The organism is Microbispora bryophytorum, from assembly GCF_006874465.1.
In the GTDB taxonomy this organism is placed as follows: Bacteria; Actinomycetota; Actinomycetes; order Streptosporangiales; family Streptosporangiaceae; genus Microbispora; species Microbispora bryophytorum.
Genome location: NZ_VIRL01000022.1, coordinates 44,372 through 60,004, shown reverse-complemented (window position 1 = coordinate 60,004; position 15,633 = coordinate 44,372). Strand labels below are relative to the sequence as shown.

12 protein-coding genes and 1 pseudogene are annotated in these 15,633 nt (G+C 68.4%); 4 read left to right on the top strand and 9 right to left on the bottom strand.

Annotation, left to right across the window (positions count from 1 at the left end; translation table 11 throughout):
• Positions 1 to 28: 28 nt before the first annotated feature.
• Positions 29 to 1,678, bottom strand: a complete 1,650-nt coding sequence (locus FLX07_RS30150) for an ABC transporter substrate-binding protein (protein ID WP_142575079.1) — start codon at positions 1,676 to 1,678, stop codon at positions 29 to 31.
• 279 nt (positions 1,679 to 1,957) lie between these two features.
• On the opposite strand from FLX07_RS30150, the gene FLX07_RS30145 reads away from it, so the two are divergent.
• Together FLX07_RS30145 and FLX07_RS30140 are read left to right on the top strand one after the other, a co-directional pair.
• Positions 1,958 to 4,099 carry an amidase family protein gene (locus FLX07_RS30145; RefSeq protein WP_142575078.1) on the top strand — a complete coding sequence of 714 codons (2,142 nt, stop codon included), beginning with the start codon at positions 1,958 to 1,960 and terminating at the stop codon, positions 4,097 to 4,099.
• Positions 4,100 to 4,130: 31 nt separating this feature from the next.
• Positions 4,131 to 5,219 (top strand): zinc-binding dehydrogenase, encoded by a 1,089-nt coding sequence (locus FLX07_RS30140; protein ID WP_223854147.1) that lies wholly within the window; start codon positions 4,131 to 4,133, stop codon positions 5,217 to 5,219.
• A gap of 43 nt (positions 5,220 to 5,262) precedes the next feature.
• Here FLX07_RS30140 and FLX07_RS30135 read toward each other — a convergent pair whose 3' ends face one another.
• Together FLX07_RS30135 and FLX07_RS30130 are read right to left on the bottom strand one after the other, a co-directional pair.
• Entirely contained in the window at positions 5,263 to 5,478 is a 216-nt protein-coding gene (locus FLX07_RS30135; protein ID WP_142575077.1) for a DUF5958 family protein, read from the bottom strand.
• Between the two features lie 134 nt (positions 5,479 to 5,612).
• Complete coding sequence (locus FLX07_RS30130; protein WP_142575076.1) at positions 5,613 to 6,191, bottom strand: TetR/AcrR family transcriptional regulator; 579 nt, start codon at positions 6,189 to 6,191, stop codon at positions 5,613 to 5,615.
• A 111-nt stretch (positions 6,192 to 6,302) separates the two neighbouring features.
• Between FLX07_RS30130 and FLX07_RS30125 the strand changes: the two genes are divergently transcribed.
• On the top strand, positions 6,303 to 7,382 hold the full coding sequence (locus tag FLX07_RS30125; RefSeq protein WP_208762463.1) for an amidohydrolase family protein: 1,080 nt from the start codon (positions 6,303 to 6,305) through the stop codon (positions 7,380 to 7,382).
• A gap of 1,063 nt (positions 7,383 to 8,445) precedes the next feature.
• On the opposite strand, the gene FLX07_RS30120 is transcribed toward FLX07_RS30125, so the two are convergent.
• The 3 genes from FLX07_RS30120 to FLX07_RS30110 all read right to left on the bottom strand — a co-directional run bounded on the left by FLX07_RS30120 (position 8,446) and on the right by FLX07_RS30110 (position 11,206).
• A complete protein-coding gene (locus tag FLX07_RS30120; RefSeq protein ID WP_142575074.1) occupies positions 8,446 to 9,180 on the bottom strand; it encodes a GNAT family N-acetyltransferase in 735 nt (244 codons plus the stop codon).
• Positions 9,181 to 9,523: 343 nt separating this feature from the next.
• Positions 9,524 to 10,366 (bottom strand): GNAT family N-acetyltransferase, encoded by an 843-nt coding sequence (locus tag FLX07_RS30115; protein ID WP_142575073.1) that lies wholly within the window; start codon positions 10,364 to 10,366, stop codon positions 9,524 to 9,526.
• Positions 10,367 to 10,510: 144 nt separating this feature from the next.
• Complete coding sequence (locus tag FLX07_RS30110) at positions 10,511 to 11,206, bottom strand: alpha/beta hydrolase (RefSeq protein WP_142575072.1); 696 nt, start codon at positions 11,204 to 11,206, stop codon at positions 10,511 to 10,513.
• A 564-nt stretch (positions 11,207 to 11,770) separates the two neighbouring features.
• Here FLX07_RS30110 and FLX07_RS30105 point away from each other — a divergent pair.
• On the top strand, positions 11,771 to 12,025 hold the full coding sequence (locus tag FLX07_RS30105) for a hypothetical protein (RefSeq protein ID WP_142575071.1): 255 nt from the start codon (positions 11,771 to 11,773) through the stop codon (positions 12,023 to 12,025).
• A gap of 859 nt (positions 12,026 to 12,884) precedes the next feature.
• On the opposite strand, the gene FLX07_RS30100 is transcribed toward FLX07_RS30105, so the two are convergent.
• From FLX07_RS30100 to FLX07_RS30090, 3 genes and pseudogenes are all read right to left on the bottom strand, one after another.
• On the bottom strand, positions 12,885 to 13,457 hold the full coding sequence (locus FLX07_RS30100) for a TetR/AcrR family transcriptional regulator (protein ID WP_142575070.1): 573 nt from the start codon (positions 13,455 to 13,457) through the stop codon (positions 12,885 to 12,887).
• Positions 13,458 to 14,064: 607 nt separating this feature from the next.
• Positions 14,065 to 14,382: a DDE-type integrase/transposase/recombinase gene (locus FLX07_RS36735; RefSeq protein ID WP_167748443.1), complete on the bottom strand. Its 318-nt coding sequence runs from the start codon at positions 14,380 to 14,382 to the stop codon at positions 14,065 to 14,067.
• A 445-nt stretch (positions 14,383 to 14,827) separates the two neighbouring features.
• Positions 14,828 to 15,322 (bottom strand): annotated as a pseudogene (locus FLX07_RS30090) (helix-turn-helix domain-containing protein); the annotation flags it as partial.
• Between the last annotated feature and the right edge of the window lie 311 nt (positions 15,323 to 15,633).

Here is a 15,633-nt window from a genome sequence, read left to right as displayed (position 1 = left end):
CCAAGTTCTCAGTCCGCATCGGCCCTGCTCAGAGCGAGACGTCTTCCATGTGGTAGGACCCGGTCGGCAGGACCTTGAAGCCCTTCACGTCGCTCGCCGTCGCGTACGGGAAGGGCGTGTAGAACAGGAACGCGAGGAACGCGGACTCGGCGGCCTTCGCCTGGAGCTGGCTGTACAGGGCCTGGCGCTTGGTCTTGTCGAACTCCTTCTGCGCCTGGTGAACCAGATCCATGATCTCCGGGTCGTTGAAGCCGGTGTCGAAGGAGTGCCCGCCGGAAGTGGGATCGAGGGCGAACTGCGCCAGCTCGTCGGGGTCGGCCAGGTCCATCGTCCAGTACGAGTGCGCGATCTCGTAATCCAGCTTGCCGGTCATGTCGTGCTGCGCGCTCGGGTCCACGTTCTGGATGTTCATCGTGATGCCGAGCTCCTTCAGCGACGCCTGCAGGACCTGCGCGATCGCCGCGTCCACCGCGTCGCCCGACATGGCGAGCCACGTTGTGGTGAAGCCCTTCGGCACGCTCGACTGACTCAGCTCCTCCCGGGCCTTGTTCATGTCGTACTGGATGCCGGGGCAGTTCTTGTCGTAGAACGGCGTCGACGGCATCAGGAACGAGTTCGCCGGGGTGCCGTTGCCGAACAGGATGGTCTTGACCAGCGCCTCCCGGTCGATGGCATAGGAGATGGCGCGGCGCACGTGCACGTCGTCGTACGGCTTCTTGTGCTGGTTCATCATGATGTAGTCCGTCCTGGTGGACGGGAACAGGTCGACCTTCACGTTGGGCGTGCTCTTGAGCTGGGCGAGGCTGGAGAACGGCGGGCTCTCGTTGATGTGCGCCTGCCCGCCCTGCAGCTGGATCGCGCGGGCATTGCTGTCCGCGACCACCTTCCAGGTGACCGAGTCCAGGTACGGCTTGCCCGACTGCCAGTACGAGGGGTTCTTCTTCAGCGTGAGGGCGTTGCCCTTCTGCCAGGTGCCCCACACGAACGGGCCGGTCCCGATCGGGTTGGCGTAGAACTCGTCCTTGGTCTTGCCCGCGTAGTCCTTCGGGATGATTCCGTTGTTCGGGCAGCTCAGGTCGGCCAGCAACGGCGCCCACGGATACTTGGTGGTCACCACGACGGTGTAGTCGTCCGGCGTGGTCACCTCCTTGATCGCGGAGTTGATGAACTCCCAGCCGCCCTTGGTCTTGCTCGACTCGTCGAGGGAGAACTTCACGTCCGCCGAGGTCATGGCCTGGCCGTTGTGGAACTTCACGTCCTTCCTCAGCTTCAGCGTGCACGACTTGTTGTCGGGCGACATCTCGTAGCTCTCCGCGAGCCAGGGCCTCACCCCCAGGCCGTCCTCCGTCATGGCGACCAGCGGCTCGTAGATCTGTGCGTAGGTCCAGATCGAGGCGTTGCTGAACACCATCGTCTTGTCCATGTTCACCGCGTCATGGTCACGGACGATGACCAGATCTCCCCCCTTCTTGGCAGCGCCGGACGAGGCGCCGGACGAGGTGCCGGTGGAGGTGTCCGATGACGATCCGCAGGCTGCCAGCAGCGGCGCGGACGCGAACGCCCCGATGCCGAGCGCGCCGAGTTGGAGCATCCGGCGCCGGCTGATGTCGGGGACCCTGAGGCCGGCGAAAATCTGTGCGGCCGATGGAGTCGGTGCGTCAGTGCTGTGGTCAGACATGCCTATCCTTCACGAGATGTCGCGGTGGTGCGCAGGGGTCGCTATGGACGAAAAAGGGGCCTCAGCAAGGGCCTCCGGGGGTCCGACGGAGGATCAGATCGGCCCGCGACGAAGTATTGGAGCATCACGACGTTTCGTAAAGGTTACGCGTCGATCAGCTGTCATACGTAAGGCCGCCGTCCCGACTTCACCAGCAGATGCAGACTAGAGCATTCAAATCGGTTCAGGTAGTGTCCAACGGCAAAGCCCCCCAATCACTCCCAAACCAGGCGGCTTCTCATGCAACTGACGATCATCGGCGCGGGCGCGATCGGCGGCACGATCGGCGCGCACATGATCCGTGCCGGCCACGACGTGCTCCTGTGCGACGCCGACCCCGCGCACGTCGAGGCCATCAATCGCGACGGCCTGTCCATCGAGGGGCCGGTCGAGAACTTCACGGTGAGGGCGCGGGCGGTCACCCCCGATGGCCTGCCGGAACGCCTGGGCCGCGTCGCGATCGCGGTCAAAAGCCATCACACCGACCAGGCCGCGGAGCTCGTGCGTGATCGGCTCGCTCCCGACGGATACCTGGTCAGCTTCCAGAACGGCCTGACCGCCGACCGGCTCTCCGCCGTCGTCGGCGCCCACCGGCTCCTCGTGAGCTTCGTGAACTTCGGGGCGGACGTGCTGGGCCCGGGCCGGATCATGCAGGGCAACATCGGCACCTTCCGGGTCGGCGAGCCGACCGGCGGTGAGATCACACCGCGGGTCCGCGAGCTCGTAGAGGCCCTGCCCTACGCCGTGGCCACCGGCAACATCATGGGCTTCCTCTGGGGCAAGGAGGCCTACGGCGCGATGCTCTACGCGGGCGCGGTCTCCGACCTGTCTATCGCCGACTCCCTGGAGGCGCCCGAGTGGCGGCCGCTCATGCTCGGCATCGCCAGGGAGGTGCTCGCGCAGGCGCCGGTGAAGCCCGAGGGGTTCGACGGCTTCGACCCCGACGACCTCGAGGGCTCGCTCGACCGGCTCGTCACGTTCAACCGCAACAGCGCCAAGTCCCACAGCGGCATCTACCGCGACCTGATGGTCCGCAGGCGCAAGACCGAGGTCGACGACCTGCTGCACGACCTCTCAGGGCCGCTGACCACCCACACCGGTCAGCTGATCAAGGCGATCGAGCGGGGCGAGCGCACCTGCGAGGTCGCGAACCTGCGACTGCTCGCGGCGTACGAACGAGCCGAACGACTCGGCCGGCCGCTCGACGCCGTGGTCACGCTGTTCCCCGCGCCGCCGCGCGCGCCCGAGGGACCCCTGCACGGCGTGCCGGTCGCCGTCAAGGACATGATCGACATCGCCGGACACCCGCGCGGCAACGGCAATCCCCTGTCGATGCGCGCCGAGCCGGCCGCCGACGACGCCCCGGTCGTCCGGGCGCTGCGCGCGGCCGGCGCGGACGTCTTCGCGGCGACCTCGCTGCTGGAGTACGCGGCCGGCGCGGTCCACCCGGAGGTGCCGGAGGCGATGAACCCCTACAACCCCGGGCGAACGGCCGGCGGGTCCAGCGGAGGATCGGCCGCCCTGGTCGGTGCCGGCGTATGCCCGGCGGCGCTGGGCACCGACACGGGCGGCTCCATCCGGATCCCGGCCCACTACTGCGCCGCGGTCGGATTCAAGCCCAGCTACGGCGCGCTGCCGGTCGACGGCGTCGAGCCGCTCGCCCCCACACTCGACCACGTGGGGCTGCTCGCCCGCGACGTCGCGACCACGACCACGGTCTTCTCGGCCCTTACCGGCGACCGTCCCGTGACACGAGCCGGTGCCGGCATCCGGGTGGGAGTGCTCCCCGGCATGCTGGAGCACGCCGAGGTCCAGCCGGAGGTGGCCGCCGCGGTCAGGGCGGCGCTCGACATCCTCCGCGACGCCGGCAACTCCGTCGTCGAGGTGGACGGCTCCGTCTTCCACGAACTCGACGCGGCCTTCCCCCACATCCTGCTGTACGAGGCGTGGCAGGTGCACGGGGCGCGGGTGAGCGCGGATCCCGGCCACTACGGGCCGGAGACCCTGCGGCTGCTGAGTTCCGGCTCCGGGGTGAGCGAGGCCGACTACCGGAAGGCCCTCGCCGTACGGGAGCGACTGCTGCCCGCCGCGACCAAGGTCTACGCCGGGATCGACGTCCTGCTGACCCCCGCCGCGCCCTTCGTCGCGCCCGTGACGACGCCTCCCGTGGACACGCCGGAGGGGGCCGCGGAGGGTCTGTTCACCGGCATCTACAACCTCACCGGAGCCCCGGCCCTGGTGCTGCCCTGCGGCTGGAGCGCCGACGGCCTCCCGATCGGACTCCAGCTGTCGTCCCCGCTGGGCACCGACATGGAACTGCTGGCCGTGGCCGCCCACGTCGAGTCGACGCTCGCCGTGGACGTCCGCAGGCCGGCCTTTTAACCGATCGAACCGACCCCACGAAGGAATCCCCTTGCGCGCCGCCCTCTACATGTCCGCCGGCCACGTCGTCGTCGATGACGTGCCCGACCCCGCGTTGTCCGAGCCGACCGACGCCGTCGTGCGTGTTCTGCGCGCCGCCATCTGCGGCTCGGACCTGTGGTCCTACCGGGGCGTCATCACCCGTGCGGAGCAGTCCCGGCTGGGCCACGAGTTCATCGGCATCGTGGAGGAGGTCGGCAGCGAGGTCCGTGCCGTCCGCCCCGGCGACCTGGTCGTCGCGCCCTTCACGTGGTCCGACAACACCTGCCCCGCCTGCCTGGACGGAATCCAGTCCTCGTGCGAGAGGGGCGGCACCTTCGGCGCACCCGGCGCCGACGGCGGCCAGGGCCAGGCGGTGCGGGTGCCATGGGCCGACGGAACGCTGGTGAAGGTGCCCGGCGGTCCGACCGGTGTCGACGAGTCCGTGTACCCCGCGCTGCTGTCCGCCTCGGACGTGATGGGCACCGGTCTGCACGGAGCCGTCATGGCGGGTGTCGCCGAGGGGTCCACCGTGGCCGTCATCGGCGACGGAGCGGTCGGGCTGTGCGCGGTGCTGGGGGCGAAGTCCATCCTCGGGGCCGAGCGCATCTTCCTGATGAGCCGCCACGCGGACCGCGCCGCTGTCGGCAAGTCCTTCGGAGCGACCGACGTCATCGCCGAGCGGGGCGAGAAAGGCATCGCGGCGGTACGCGAGCGGACCGGCGGCCTCGGGGTGCGGCATGTGATCGAGGCGGTCGGCACGCCGGAGTCCTGGGCGATGGCGGTCGGCATGGCGCGGGACGGCGGTTCCATCGGCGCGGTGGGCGTGCCGCACACGGCGCCGACGCTGCCGCTGTTCCAGCCGCTCGTCCACAACCTGAGCCTGAACCTCGGGATCGCCCCCGTACGCCGGTACCTCCCCGACCTGATCTCGCGCATCACGGCCGGGACCCTCGATCCCGGCCCCGTGTTCGACACCGTCCTCCCGCTGGAGAACGTGGCGCAGGGCTATGCCGCGATGGCCGCCCGCGAGTCGATCAAAATCATGCTCACCACGGGCGACCTCTGGTCGACGGTCTCATGGTCAGCTTCCCGGCCGTAGACGACCGAGCCTGCACCTCCTCGCCGTCGACGGCTTCGACGGTTCAGGCCGGGTCGTCCGCAGCGTGACTCACCGCCCAGCCCGTGACACCGCGCAGCGCGATGTCGCGGGCCACGTTGCGCTGAGTGGAGTACCCAGCCAGATCGCGCAGAACAGCGAACTGGTCCTCAGATGCCAGTTCCTCGAACCAGGTGACGCCCCAGGACATCGGACGAAGAGCCTGCGCCAACTCGTTCAGGACGGCTGCGTACTCCCGCACATATCCTCCGTTCCGACGACCAGTCACTGTGCTCGACCGCCACTGCACCGTGCCGGCTGAGCTCGATCCGAGCCCAGACCTCCTGGTCATCACGGCCGATTGGACGAACGCCCTGCGGGATGCCGGGCAGGGGGTCATGGCCTGGTCAGCGGAATGAGCACCTCATCGACGATGGAGGCGATCTCGCCGGAATCCACGAGACCGCCCTCCCATGCCTGGAAAAGGATCAGGCGCGGCCCGACGGAGACAACGCGCGGGGTCAGGCTGCCCGGTGCGGCTTCGCCGCGCTCGACCGCCTGGCGCAGGACGGACAGCAGTACTTCCTGATGCGGGCGCACCACCAGCCGGTGGACCTGCTCGAACAGCTCGGGATGGCGGTGGCGGTGGGCGATGAGCGGGAGCAGCGCGCGGCCGCGCGGCTCGTCGAGCACCCGTACGAAGTGCTCGAGCAGGGCGATCAGGTCATCGCGCAGCACTCCCGTGCCGGGCGGCGCCGTCGGCTCGCCGAAGCCGGTCCCGGGGTCGCTCAGCGCGGCGAGGACGAGTTCGGCCGGGGTGGACCAGCGCCGGTACAAGGCCGCTTTCCCGGTCCCGGCCACGGAGGCGATCTTGTCGAATGTCAGCTCCTCGAAGCTGCTCCCGGCCAGTTCGCTCAGGACGGCCTGGAAGATCGCGGTGGTGAGGGCGTCTCCGCGGCGGCGGGTGGGACTCATGAGGACGGTTTATCACGCACTTCGCCGTGCTAGCCTCCGTTAGTGAACAAAATTGTTCCTTATTTGGGCGGGTGGCCCATGTCCACTGACGGCAGGACAGCCTTGCGCAATGTGCGGATCTTCGATGGCAAGCGGCTCGGCGAGCCCCGAACCGTCGTCATCGACGGTGCGCTGATCGGCGACGATCCCGCAGGAGCGGAGGAGATCGACGCGGCGGGGGCGGCGCTGCTGCCCGGGCTGATCGACGCGCATGTCCACCTGCACAGCCCCGGGAACCTGACCGCCCTGGCCGCCTGGGGAGTGACGACCGGACTCGACATGGCCTGCTGGCCGGCCGAGCGGGTGGCCTCGCTGCGCGAGGCCAGAGGAGCGGCCGACTTCCGTACCGCCGGACTGCCCGCGATCGGGCCGGGCGGCCACCACGCCCGCATGCCGGGAATGCCGCCGGAAGCCGTCATCCTGACGGCAGCCGATGCCCGGCGGCACGTCGAGGCGCGGGCGGCGGAGGGTGTCGACTACATCAAGGGCGTCGCCGAGGCCCCCGGCGAGGGCGGGCCGCCCGCGGACGCGCTGCGCGCGCTGGTGGAGACGGCGCGCGAGTACGGGCTCAAGACGATTGTGCACGCCGCCACCCCGGGCGCCTACACGATGGCCGTGGAGTCAGGAGCGGAGTTCGTCACGCACACGCCGATCGCCGGCGGGGTCCGGGAGCACGACGTGGCCGCGATGAGGAGCGCCGGCCAGCGGTCCATCCCGACGATCACCATGATGGAGGCGTTGCTCACCGCCTTCGTGACCTCCGGCCCGCCGCCTGGGCGGGCCGACCACCTGGGGGAGGTGCTGGGCGACGTCGGGCGTCTGCACCGGGCCGGTGTTGAGATCCTCGCCGGGACGGACGCGAACGCCGGGCCGTCCGCGCCGGTGCCCGTGCCCCACGGCGAGAGCCTGCATCACGAGTTCGAGCTGATGGCGCGGGCCGGAATGACGCCGGTGGAGATCCTGCGCTCGGCGACCGTGCTGCCCGCCCGCGCCTTCGGCCTGGCCGACCGGGGCGCCGTCCGGCCGGGCATGCGGGCCGACCTGCTGCTGGTCAACGGCGACCCGACCCGGGACATCACGGCCACCCGCGACATCCGCGCCGTCTGGTGCGCCGGTCACCCCGTCACCCCGGTCACCGCCCGCGAACCCTGAAACCTGAGCGGCTGCGCGAGCGGAGGTTCCCGTAACCACGGCGGCGGCGCCAGGGCCGCGAAATTGTTGGATCAGCCGGCCGCCGGACGTGGCGGATGCCGGAGTTTTCGTCTCCCGTCAGGATCTGGGGCGGGTGTGAAGTTGCATGAGGACGGCTTGGGTCGCGGGGGTGGGTTCGAGGTCGAGGCTGGCGAGGTGGGCGTTGAGGTGCTGGGCGCGTAGGCGTGCCTCGCCTCGGTGGCCAAGTCCGATGAGCAGGCGGATGACGGCGAACATCTGAGACGGAGCCGCGGCCTGCCTTGGCGGGATGTGACGAAGTCCTCCAGTCCGCCGCGGCCGCGGACGGTGCATCCGCGCTCGGACGCGTGTCGACGCCGTCGTGGCGAGGCGCATGTCGAGCTCTAGCCCGGCCGCCGCTTTCTGCGTCCCGCCGGCCAGCACGACGGCCGCGCCGAGCGGCCAGACGGCGAGGAATTGGAACCAGGTCGCATCGAGCGGGAGATGGGCTTCGAAGGAGGATACGTCCCACTTCAGGTCGAATCAGCGGGACGCCGGCGACGAGCGCGACCTATGCCACAGGTAGACGGTGACGGGACGGGCGTTGAGCAGCCCCACCGCTGCGTCGGCGGCATCTCGTAGGTCTCGGCGGGCTCCATCCAGCCTGTCGCCGTCCGCAGCCACTCCACCTCCATCTCCCGCAGCCAGAAAACGTAGCGGGTGCGGTACTGCACTTGCTCGCAAAATCGGGCCCACCCATCAGAAACGGGCCTCATCGCGGCCTGGGGCGATGAAGCCGACAGGCACCCAGGGCTTGTCGATGATGGCGACGCGGGCCCCGCCGTTGGGCAAGGCCCGGGTATGTGAAAGGCGGGCCCTGAGCCCGCCTACTGGTCAGCCCGCGCATACTCCCTCAACGAACCTGCTCACCATGTCGGTGCGTTCCGAGGAACAGTCCGTGCACGGCCGCCTCTTCCACTGCCCGGCTGCAGTCGATGTACTGCTCGAACATCCCGGCCTAGGGGACACGCTCCGGTTCCTCACTCCGTACAGGTGGCAGATCACGCTAGGCGGGGAAGCTGAAGAGGCGGTACTGCGAAACTTCGACGAACCCGAATCGCCGGTACAGTGGCTCGCCGACCGGGCTCGCGGCGAGTGCTGCCAGCCGCGTACCGCGGTTCCGTCCCACGCGGAGCGCTGCTGCGGTCAGTGCTGTGCCGATGCCGCGTCGGCGATGCGTGTCCGCGACGTGGACGAGGAAGATTCCGGCCACGTCGTGGGCTGCGATCACTGTGGTCGTCCCGACCACACGGTCCTCGAGAACCGCCGCCAGGCGGACGATGTCCGCGTTGTCCCGACGTTGCGACTCGATCCGCACGATGTCGGGTTCGAGGCTCGGTGCGACGCCCATGGAAGCGCTGTAGGTGCGTACCAGTTCCGACAGCTGATCGTGATCGGTTACCACCTCGATCCGCAGGCCGGCCGGTGGATCCATCGGATCCACAGCCTGGTCGAGCGGTTTGACCATCACGGGGATCGTTGTGAATTCTTTCGCTCCGTGCTTGGTGAGGGCGAACGACGTGCCCGCGGGGCTGTCCGGGCCGACCCACCACCACCAGGGCACTCCCACGAGCCGGTCTCGCGCGGTGGCAGTGATCTGCTCGACCGCATCCAGGGAGCGGACACGGACCACTCCGTTGAACTGTGGCTGAGCCAGCCCGCTGCGGAAGTAGTCGAGGTCACCCTCACCGCAGTCCGCCACGCCCCAACCGGTGAGGTACTGGCGGAAGTTGGCGGTCACGCAGGCCATGCTCCCGGGGTGCCACAGGGCTCGCGGGGCACGGTTGCCCGGGGACGCGGCCGCCGCGAGCGGTTCATCAGCTCCGCTTGATACGCCCATCATGGATGTTTCCTCTGTCTGAAAGCCTCGGGCCTGGGCGGCCCGAGGGTATCTCGTGTCTTGTCCCTGCCGACTTCACACTGGTGCCTCGCTGACGGTGTGATCCAGCCGTTGCGTCGTTGTCTTTGGGCGCGGCAATCGCCGGCAGCCGTTGGCGGCGAGTGATTCGCGGCCGCCAACGTCTGGCGGCTCCGGCAGTGTGTTGATCGCCTGCCCGGAACAGCCATTCATTGATCTTGCGGTGTCAGGACACCACGATTCGGTAGTCCGAGACGGGGCGGTATCCGATGCGCTGGTAGACGCTGTTGCTCGTCGGGTTGGCGAGGTCGGTGAAGAGGAGTACGTGTTCCGCACCGGCGTCGCGGGCTGCTTGGGAAACGGCTGCGGTGACGGCGGAGCCGTAGCCCCGGCCGCGTTGTTCGGGCAGCGTGTAGACGGGGGTGAGGCGAGCCGTGCCGGCCACCACCGACGTCATGGCGGCCATGGCCACTGGTTCGTCCCCGACCGTCCACAACCGCCAACCGCCCCGGCTCATCCGCTCGTCGATGAATGCGTCGAGATCCGCTCCGAGCGAGCCGGCTTCCGTGACGAAACGGGTGCACCAGTCGTGGAGAAGAGCCCGGTCACCGTCGCTTGCCGTCCGCGGTGCCCCAGGCGGTGCGACGTCAGGGCACACGAGCCGGCCAAGACGATAGAGGCGCAGGTGCGGTCCGCTCTTCGGCGCGGAGCCGGTGGTCGTCTGCCACGCTTCGGAGAAGGCACGGACCGATGAGTCGTCGGCCAGGAGCTGTGTAAACGGCTGAGCTTGGGTGGCCAGGAGTCCGGCCAGGTGCGTTGCCGCGGCCTGGGAAAGGCGGCTCGCGGTCAGCAGGTGCGGTGGCATCCACACGAACGCGGCCGTCGTCGCTGTTTCATCCGGTTCCCGCCACCAGCCCAGCACCGTGGGCGGGGGTTCACCCCCGGACCGCAGCTGCTCGATCGTGTCGAGTCCGGACAGCAGCATGGTGTGCAGGTCGGGACGTGCGGTGAGAAAAGGTCCCGCCTCGGAGCGAAACACTTCAGGCTTGTCCGTAATGAACCAGGTCACGAGATCGCATCTCCTGCTTGCCCACGAGCGGCAACCCGCGGAGCCGTGGGGAAGCGGTTGGGGGCCCGCCGGCCGCAGCGGACGCGACTGACGGGCGGTAGGGGCAGCCGGCTCACGCTCCGGCTGAAGTCCGCGCTGGCCGGCTCAGGGCAGGCTGAGTTCGTGCCTGATGAGCTGGGCGAGTGCGGAGGGCTGCGACAGGAAGGGCGAGTGCGAACTGTTCAGCCGCAGCGTCCTGTCGGCGCGCTTCGCGAAGAGTTCCTGGACGAAGGGCGGGATGGCGCCGTCTGCTTCGCAGATGATGTAGGTGCTCGGAATCGTCTGCCAGGCGACCGCGGTCAGCTTCTGGGTGGTGGCGGCGTAGGACTGGTAACCCAGGGCTGCCGCCGCCTTCTCGGCAACGCTCCTGTCCACGTCGCCGTAGAACACCTCAACCGGGTTCGCGACGGTCAGGAAGTCGCCGACACCCTCCTGCCGGTGAAACTCCCACCAAGGTGCCGGGTCGCCGCCCGCGCTCGACAGCAGGGAGTCCCCTGCGTCGAGCTGGAACGCGGCGAGGTAGACGATGCTCTTGACGTTGGACGCATCGGCGAGCGCCTGCGTGGTGGGGACGCCGCCGTAGGAGTGCGCGACGACGACCACGGGCCCGCCGATCGCCTCGACCGCAGCCCTGATGACGGCCGCGTCGGAGTACATGTCGCCCAGCGCCTTGGGATCGTCGCCACACGAGGTGAGCGCCACGGTCTGGACATCGATGCCGGGCAGGTCATCGATGAGGAGTTGCAGATGCTCGGGCTTGTGCCACGCTCCGGGGACCAGCAACAGCGACGGCAGGGTCATTCGAACCTCATAGGGGCAGGTGATGCGTTGGGCATGATGTGCGGGCCCATCATGCAGGCCCCCGCCTCACAGCGTCCACGTGATAGATGTCACCAATTATCTATGAGGCGGGGGCGAGCCACCCTGCCGCAAGGGAAAACCCCTCCCGACCTGCCAGCGGCGCAACCTTGATCAGGTCGTCCGGCCGCATCTGTGATTACGTTCACAATCTAAGAGGTCTGCGCCAGCCCACGCAGTGTCGACGATTGCCCCAATGAGGCACCACCCTCATTTAGATCACGACCGACATTCAAGTTGCGCGAATCGCCGCCCACCGAGTGACGTCGTCATCCCGACCGGAACCGGCCAGGTGAGTGGCCCGCGAGCTGAAGACGCAACGGCCCTGACCCCTAGGGTCAGGGCCGTTCCGCGCGGGACTTGCCTTCACGTCATCGATCTGACGAACACGTACTCGTTCGGCCACGCACGCACAGCCTGACGGCTGCACTCCGTCCCACTCAGAACCCGAACGGCGCATCACATCGCGAAAGGCGAACGCTGCCAGGGCTGTCCGTACTCCGCGGGATGGTCAGGGCGGACGGCGATGTGGTCGGGTTCGAGTTCACGCCGGACGCGGTGGCGGATGTCGAGGGCGTAGGTGAAGCCACGGGGAAGCTGGAGGCGGCCGGCACGGTCGACGGTGGCGTACTCACTGGCATGGATGGTGGTACGGCCTTCGTCGTCGACGCTGGTGTGGCGGACGACCTCGGAGACGGTGCGGCCGTCGCGGATGGCGACGGTGCGGTCGACCGCGGAGGGCCACCGCCCGGTCGTGAGTGACGAACACGATGGCCGTGCCGAGCTTTTCGTTGGCGGTGCGGAATCCGTCGAAGACCTGCTCGGCGGCGGCTGAGTCGAGTTGGCCGGTAGGTTCGTCGGCCAGTACCAGTGAGGCGTGGTTGGCCAGGGCCGCAGCGTCACCTGCGTCTTGGGCGTGGCCTTGACCACGACGGCGCGGCAGGACCTTCGTGTCGATGCCGGTCCCCGTCGCGTACAGCACCGAGGGCCCGTGCGCCGGCTCCTTGGACACGGGTGCCACCTTCGCCAGGGCGGCCTTCGAAGCAATGACGAACTCGTGGCTGGGGCTGCTGGTGTGGCGTCCTGTCTGTCGACGACGCGTACGATGACCCGCCTGAGGACCTGACGGTCTCCGGGTCACCGACGCCCTTCCCGAGCTTCCGCACGACTGCCGGGGAGGCGATGGCCGGAATGGCCCCCGATGTGCCGGAGTCCAGCCTGTCTGCGCGGAGGGAGGACCCGAGGCCGGTGGCCGCCACGAGACGGGCGTACGGCTCGGGGTCGACGACCAACAGGTCGAAACGGGTCGAAGAGTTGGCGATCCGTTGCCCGTTCCCGATCCGGACGCCCGTCGCCTCGCGGACACCCGTAACCTTCCGGCCCTGCGCGCCGAGTCCCTGCGGCAGGGCGCCGAAGGTCTGCACACGGGCGTCCGCGCCGACTGAGGTCACCGCGGCGCGATCGCGTCCCGACTCCACGCCTGCGAGGACGGATCCGCCGAAGGAGGTAACGGTCAGCCCCACCAGCACGCCAACGCGGAGGCCACCGCCAGCAACACCGGCGCCGCGCACACAACCCTGCGGGACACCAAGCGGGTCAGGACACCGAGGTGGCCTACACGTCAGCCGGTTTCCGGTTGACCACCGTCGGCAGCCCTCGCCACCGCCGCATGTGCCGCCTGCAGGATCTGCTCCGACAAAGGCGTGCCTGCGGTGGCACGGGCAAGAAGTATGCCGCCGACGAGCGTGGCATAGGCGGCCAGGCCGGCGTCACCAGGCGCGATCCACCCCGCGAGTTCCTGGACGCCCCTGGCGTAGGTCTCCCTGTGCTCGGGCTCACGCGCAATGTCGCCCGCGAAACCGGCTGCGGGACAACCAGTGCCAGGGTTGTCGCGATGCTCGACGGAGAAGTAGGACTCGAGCAGCGACTGCCACGCCGCCTGATGCCCCCCGGCCTCGTGGTCCAGAGCCACGAGGTCGTGCAAGTTGTCGGCGAATGCCTTGGCAGTCGCTTCGTCAACGAGAGCATCTTTAGAGGCGAACTGCTTGTAGAAGCCGCCTTGAGTCAGTCCGATCGACTTCATCACATCCGCGATGCCGACCTTGACCACACCGTCCTCACGGAACAGCCGAGAGGCCGCGGCCACCACTCGCTCTCTGTTGACCTTCGCTTCTGCTTGCGAGACGCGACCCATTCATCACCCTCCGTAATGCCGGCCTTCTGCCCCGTCGCAGGTCGTCACATCGACCAGCGGACTAACACCCCGAGTGTAAGATCACGCCTGCCGTCTATCGCCTGCCATGGCTCCCTGCCAGCCGGCACCCACCGCCAATCCGTCGCACCAGCGAGTCCGCGCAAAAACCGTCCAGGCTCCAGGGCACGGGCGACGCCCCGCACGTAAGATGGTGAGCAAAATCTAACATGCGCAGCCAGCCGGAGCGACCGGGGTGGGCACCCACCTGCTCAAGCACCCTTGCGTCACTACAACCGAAGGACGGGGGCGGCAGAGCGCACCGGGCGTGGCGCCGAAGGGCGGCGCACAGCGCTGACGGCGACCTGGCCTGCGCGCTTCCACGCGCTGGCCGTCGCTGACGCCCCGGTGGACGAGCTCACCGGTCTGCGGTGACAAACATGGCGTTCTGGCAATCCCCTGAAAGCGTGGAGACGTTTCTATGCGGCGATGGCCTCCTGGGCCCTTGCCTGGCGGCCGTTCGGGCGGCCATGATTTGTTGCTCGTACTCGATCGGCGCTAACCCGCCGGCGGCGGGTGTTGTAGAAGTCGGCGATCCAGGTGGCGACCTTCACGCGCCTTCGGCGCGGGTGGCGAAGCAGTGCCGGTGGACCAACTCGACTTTGAGGGTGGAGTTGAATGACTCGGCCGCGGCGTTGTCCAGGGCGCAGCCGACCCTCCCCATGGACTGCACCACACCCCAGTGGCGGCAGGCGGCCGCAAAGCGGGCGGCGGTGTACTCGCTGCCGCGGTCGCTGTAAAAGATCACTCCGTCCACGCCGCCGCCCCTGGTCACGGCGGCCATCTGCAACGCGGCGATAGTCAGCGCGGCGTCGTGGTGGGCGGACATGGCGAAGCCGAGCATCCGGCGGGAGAACAGGTCCTCCACCGTGGCCCTCGTGCTCGACGGGCGGGATGAGGCCCAACTCCCCGTGCAGCCTGCGGTGGTTGTACCAGTCGATGTACTCGCGACAGCGATCTCAACATCGTCGATGTCCCGCCAGGGGCCTTTGTTACGGATCAGTTCGGGCGCGTGGCGACCTTTACAACGTAGATTCGCTGCGTCGAATCCCACCATAACGGGACAGCTTCCTGCGATGACGAGAAAGTTCATTTGAACATGGCGGCCACGCGCACCTTCGTTGACCGTGGATCCCCTGGTCAGCTCCGGTATTGAGGGGCACTGGTCGGGAGCGGTCGGCACGTTCAGCTTTACGGTCAAACGACGGTCAGACATCAAAAGAGCCTGATCACTTGGAGAGTGGTCAGGCCTCTGACCTGCTACAGCAGTGTCGGGACGGCGGAATTTGAACCCACGACCCCTTGACCCCCAAGTAGGTGATCCCGTGGGTGCGGTGGTAGGTGGCCGGCAGCCGGTCCGGCCGGCCCTGCTTGGCCCACCCGGACCCGTGGGCAGGGCGGATGCCCAGCGGGCCGAACTCATCGAAGGCGAAGGTCCGCTCCGGGCGCTGGGTGAGGGCGTACTCGATGCGGTCCAGCTTGGCGTCGACGTCGGGGTCAGGGGAGTCCTTCCAGGTCTTGGTGCGCTGGAAGGTGACCTCATGCCGGGCCAGCAGAGCACGTAATGCCTCCCGGCCGATCCGGAGGGCCCGGCCAGCAAGAGTCTGCAGGTAGGCGGCGAGTTTCCAAATGGACCAGCGGGTGAACGGCTGCCCGAGCCGGGTCGGTCGCGTGGTGGCCGTCTGGACGACGAAGGCTTCCTCGTCGTCACTGAGAAGGCGGGGACGGCCTCCCGCCCACCGAGGGTCCAGGCAGGCCAGCCCGATCTCGTTGAAGCGGTGAATGACATCGCGAACGGTGTCTTCATCGGGTTATGTCCACGGGAGTGGTGTAAGAGTTTCCGCTGGTAGAGGCGTTGCGTCGGGTCGACGCCCTGCAGGCGGCATTCGAACACTAGGTCCAGGCCGACGGCGGTTGCGCCGGCAGGAGCGATCAACGAGGCCGATCGCGAGGTCGTGATGAGCCGGCCGAATGAAATGAAAGAACGCGTTCCGCGACGCGGAGAACGGATGCGTCCTCGATCGGAGGGGAGAAAGATGACGGTGACCCTTGGTCGAATTGCCGGGCTGTCGCGGGCGCCGCCCCGCAGACCGGCGTCACGAGTACGCCGCGACGTACT